General features: G+C 58.7%; 5 protein-coding genes. 4 read left to right on the forward strand and 1 reads right to left on the reverse strand.

What is annotated here, in order from left to right:
- Positions 1-31 precede the first annotated feature (31 nt).
- Positions 32-1,501, forward strand: coding sequence for a hypothetical protein (locus tag ABLA28_RS10585; protein ID WP_347713634.1), 1,470 nt, complete (start codon positions 32-34; stop codon positions 1,499-1,501).
- 174 nt (positions 1,502-1,675) lie between these two features.
- Here the strand turns inward: ABLA28_RS10585 and ABLA28_RS10590 are convergent.
- A protein-coding gene (locus ABLA28_RS10590) for an IS5 family transposase (RefSeq protein ID WP_347713638.1) occupies positions 1,676-2,442 on the reverse strand; the annotation gives its coding sequence in 2 pieces (ribosomal slippage) (positions 1,676-2,118 and positions 2,118-2,442; 768 coding nt in all).
- 317 nt (positions 2,443-2,759) lie between these two features.
- Between ABLA28_RS10590 and ABLA28_RS10595 the strand changes: the two genes are divergently transcribed.
- From ABLA28_RS10595 to ABLA28_RS10605, 3 genes are all read left to right on the forward strand, one after another.
- Positions 2,760-3,059 carry a hypothetical protein gene (locus tag ABLA28_RS10595; RefSeq protein WP_347713635.1) on the forward strand — a complete coding sequence of 100 codons (300 nt, stop codon included), beginning with the start codon at positions 2,760-2,762 and terminating at the stop codon, positions 3,057-3,059.
- Positions 3,056-3,334, forward strand: coding sequence for a helix-turn-helix transcriptional regulator (locus ABLA28_RS10600; protein ID WP_347713636.1), 279 nt, complete (start codon positions 3,056-3,058; stop codon positions 3,332-3,334). Before ABLA28_RS10595 ends, ABLA28_RS10600 begins: the two co-directional genes overlap by 4 nt.
- 957 nt (positions 3,335-4,291) lie before the next feature.
- Positions 4,292-4,548, forward strand: a 257-nt coding sequence (locus tag ABLA28_RS10605) for a hypothetical protein (protein WP_347713637.1), incomplete at its 3' end; no start/stop codon positions are given.

Raw genomic sequence — 4,548 nt, forward strand, 5'->3', positions numbered from 1 at the left:
CGAGATGTAGCTCCGTCTCGTGGGCTCGGAGATGTGTATAAGAGACAGTGCGGGTACCCTGCGGCAGATGTGCCTTGACCTGGGGGTCGTTACCTTCCGTGCGGAGGATATCGGGGGCCTGTACGTGCGCTACCCGGTGTTTGGACGCCATGAGATCGACGGGCTCCGATCCTCCCGGTTCAAGGCGTGGCTGGCCGCGAAGTATTTCGACGCCATGCAGGAGGAGCCGAAAGGGGCGGACATCGAGGGGGCCTTGCTCCTCCTGGCGGCAACGGCGGAGTTTTCGGAACCGAGGAAGTTCCATACCCGCATCGGGAGCATAGGCGGCAAGATTTACCTGGACCTCTGCAACGAGGAGCGCCAGGCGGTGGAAATAGACGCGGACGGCTGGCGGGTCGTGGACGAGCCTTCCCTGTGGTTCCTGCGGGGCTCGATGAAGGCGTTGCCGGCGCCCCGTCCTGGGGGCTCCCTGATGGACCTTCGGGAGTTCGTCAATACCTCGGACGAGGATTTTGTCCTTCTGGCCGGCTGGCTGCTGGCCTCCCTGGCCCCGGATATCGCCTATCCGATCTTGGCGATCAGCTCCGAGCAGGGAAGCGGCAAGACCACGTTGACAAACCTCCTCAAGTCGCTGATCGACCCCGACGGGACGGGGGGCATTTCCCCGTTCAAGGACGCCGACGCGCTCTGCGCCGCAGCGTCCTCGCGTCATGTCGTGGCGATAGACAACCTCAGCAGGATATCGGGAGAGGACAGCGACCACCTTTGCCGGGTCGCTACGGGGATGGGGATCGTCCGGCGCAAGCTCTACACCGACGGCGAAACCTACGAGAGTTATATCCGGCGGCCCCTGATCCTGAACGGCATTGCCTTCGCCCCGGACCGGGCCGATCTCCTGGACCGGTGTTTTCCGATCTCGCTTCTGCCCCTGACCACAGGGAGGAGGCGGGACAGGGAGCTTCAGGCCGCCTTTGAGAAGGTACGTCCGGGCATCCTGGGCGCTCTCCTGACCGCCGTGTCGGCCGCGCTGAGGGAACGGGACTACGACCCCGCCCCTGCGGTCCGGATGATCGACGCCGCCGCGTTCGTTATGCGGGCGGAAAAGGGCGGAGCTCTCCCCTGGGCTCCGGGCACGTTCGAGCGCGTGCTGATGGCCAAGGAGCGGGAGAAGCAGGTCGAGGCCGTGACGGGCAATCCCATAGGCCGTATCCTGCTGGAGCTGGCGGGCGAGAGGGCGTGGGAGGGGTACGTCAAAACGCTCTTCGATCAGGTGAAGTCACGAGCGGACGACGAGGAACGCATGACCCTGCCGAAGAGCCCCCGAGGGTTTGGGATCGCTCTTACCCGACTGCCCCCCATGCTCCGGGGCCTGGGGGTAGCGGTCGTCCGAGAGGAGCCCCGGCGGGAGTTCGGCTATTGGGTCAGGCTCTCCAAGATGGGAGAGGACGTAACCACAGGGGAGAGAAGAGGGATCAATCGCTTTATTACTTCAATGCTTTAATGCGCTCCTGAACTTCCTGTACTTGTCCTGTACATGAAATCTCTCATGTACAGGATTAAAACCATTGCGGTGGAACGCTTTATAGAAATCCTGTACTTCCTGTACTTTGTTTAGCAACTTGGCTGAAAAAAATGAGGAGGATGCTTAGGATTCGTATATATATTCTAGGTCGTGTTAACACAAGAGTAAGAAGTCGACAACAAAAGCAAAAAGCAGGAATCCCAAGAAAATAACATCCAACTTATCGTACCGCGTAGCAATACGGCGAAACCTTTTGACCCTGCAGAAAAGACGCTCGACCTCGTTCCGTCTCTTGTAAAGCTCTGCATCATACCGCCAGGGGTTTTTCGCGTTGCTCTTAGGCGGAACGACCGGCTCCAACCCGCATTCTTCCGCAAGACGACGTGTCGCCGCCCCACAATAGGCTTTATCCATCAACAACTTGCATCCGGGGGGCAACAACTCCCTCAGCATCTCTATCAACCTGCGGCCTTCCGGGCCATCATGGGCATTGCCGGGCGAGAGATGAAAAATCAACGGACAGTCGGGACCCGCGGCAACCAGATGAATCTTGGTGGTCCATCCTCCCCGAGACTTTCCGATAGATTGAGGTCCCCCTTTTTCAAAGCCCCTGTCCCATCAGGATGGACCTTGACACAGGTACTGTCCAGACATACCGCTTCAAGTCTCATGCGGAGAAGACGCTCGTGCTGCAGGCGTTCAAAAACCCTGTCCAAAACACCGGACTTGTACCATCGGCTCATGCGCATGTAGATCGTATGCCACTTTCCGAACCTTTCCGGGAGCCTCCTCCATTTGCACCCATTTTCCATAACATACAAAATGGCATTGAGCACTCTAAGGTTGTCGTAAGCGACATCACCTCGATGGACAGGGAAACAATCCGCTATACGTTCGTATTGCACCTGGCTGATCTCCATCATGCAACTATTTTGACATACCTTGAACCTTTTGACAATATTTTGAGTGAACACACACTAAATAGTTAATGGAATCCGGGGTATCCTAAGGGTTTTTTCGATTTTTCCATAGAAATTGGATTTCAAAGTACAGGAAGTACAGGAATCCTTATAAACCATTGGGCGTGAACGTTTTACATCCTGTACTTAGGGGGTTCCAATGTACAGGAGAAGTACAGGAAGTTCAGGAGGACGTTAAAGCGCTAAAGTGTTTTGTCCCCTCTCTCCTGTGGTTACGTCCTTCTGCCACAAGGATTTATGGCGATGGAGGCGAAAAGATGGACGATAGGACACACGTAGTGAGCGACGAGGAGTTTGTGGCGGCGGTTGTAGATCGGGCGAATGATCTTGCCTGTGAGGGGGAGAGGAGCCCGAGGCTCTTGAGGGGCTGGGCGTCGTTGTGTGGTTTGTCGGAGCCTGGAGCCCCTGGGCCGGCCTTCTGGGAGGGTTTCGTGTTGGGCGCCGTCGTCGTGGGGTTGGAGATCGCTGGGTTCAGGGGGAGCCCTCGGGAAGAGAGGGCGACCCCTGTTCTGCGTCTCCTCAAGGGCGGTAAGGATAAGGAGGTGGACGAAGGATGACCAAGCCGAAGCCCGGAGACTTCGGGCGCTGGATCAAGGCCCGGAGGCGGGAGCTCGGGCTGGGGCGGTACCGGTGTGCCGGGCGTGCCATTATCGGGGGCGAGGCGCTGCGGCTCATCGAGTGCGGGAAGACCTGCCCCTCTCTCTGCAAGGCCGGTACCCTCTACGGCCTGGCCAAGGTTCTAAACCTCGATGTGGCGGAGGTCATGGACCGTGCGGCCCAAGAGAACCACAGTCTTGTCGAGACTCTGGAGTGGGCCGAGGAGCACATGTAACAAGTCCGGCAGCCAGGGAAAACTTGAATTTGCAAGCGTGGCGAGCTGACTAATGTTGACTTTCTCCAGGCCCGCGAGATAACGAAAAATTACGTTGGCGGCGTAAGGCGTAGCGCTGGCGTCCTGCCGGGGGTACCCTGGGCTGACCCCGGGGGTTGGCCTGGGGAATCCCCTGGCTCTTGGCCGGTGTACGGCGGTTTGCAGTAGACCTCCCCTCCATGGCCAAGGGGCGTAAGAATCGGTTACACCCTTTGGCTGGGGAGAAGTCGATCTGACTCCCCCCCTTGGCCAAGGGGAACACGGCCCGCTTTGAGCCGGGTTGCCGGGGGATGGGGTAAGGTTCGTTTACATCATCCCTGTCCCCCCCTGTGGTTACGGTGAGGCCCGGCCAAGGAGACGACTTCAATTCAACTGAGGTCGTTCGTTCCTGAAATTTCTCCGAGCGGACTTTTCGCTGCTGAATTTTCAGCCGCGCCCTGTCCGGCGGATGTCCGACCCACAGCCCCTTACAGAGCCACGGAGAGCCCCATCGGGAGCCCCGGAGGTAATCTGATACCTCCCGAAGCCCTGATGATGCTCTGGGGCCTTCCTGTACGTCCCTCAGGAGCAAATCGACGAAATACGGGGACAGGGGGGAGCCGTCTCCCCCCGTGGGGGGGATATAGGGGGGAGTAGTTCCTCTCTTCTCCTCTCTTCTCCTCTCTTCTCTTCTCTTCTCTTCTCTTCTCCTCTCACACCGTACGTACATGGTTCGTCCGGAGTACGTACATCTGACGTACTCGTTTCGTACGGCGTACGTCCTCCCCGGATAGGGTATCGATACCCTATGCCTCCCTGGCCGGAGGCCGGAGAAGCGGATGAAGCGCGGGGGATATAATAGTCAAAATACGTCAGCGTTAAGACACTTGTTTTGCGGGCGGTATTCGAGACCGGCCCGACGAACAGGAGGGGCTTGAGATGGGGCGGAGGAAGCGGCAGTTCGTTCCGTTGTCTGGGGACGGTCGTAGGCTGGAGACGCTTATCGACATCATCCTGAGGTGTCATCCGATGGGGCTCCGGGTTCTGGCCGGGGAGTACGAGCCGACGGCCGACGAGCTTTCCAAGATTCTGACGTGTCTGTCTCGGGGAGAGATCGACGTTCCACGGGGGGCGGTCGGGTTCTGGGGGAGCTCCGAGGAGGAGGGCCGGGTCATCCGGGCGGAGGTGTTCGAGGG

The organism is uncultured Fretibacterium sp. (assembly GCF_963544685.1).
Classification (GTDB): domain Bacteria; phylum Synergistota; class Synergistia; order Synergistales; family Aminobacteriaceae; genus CAJPSE01.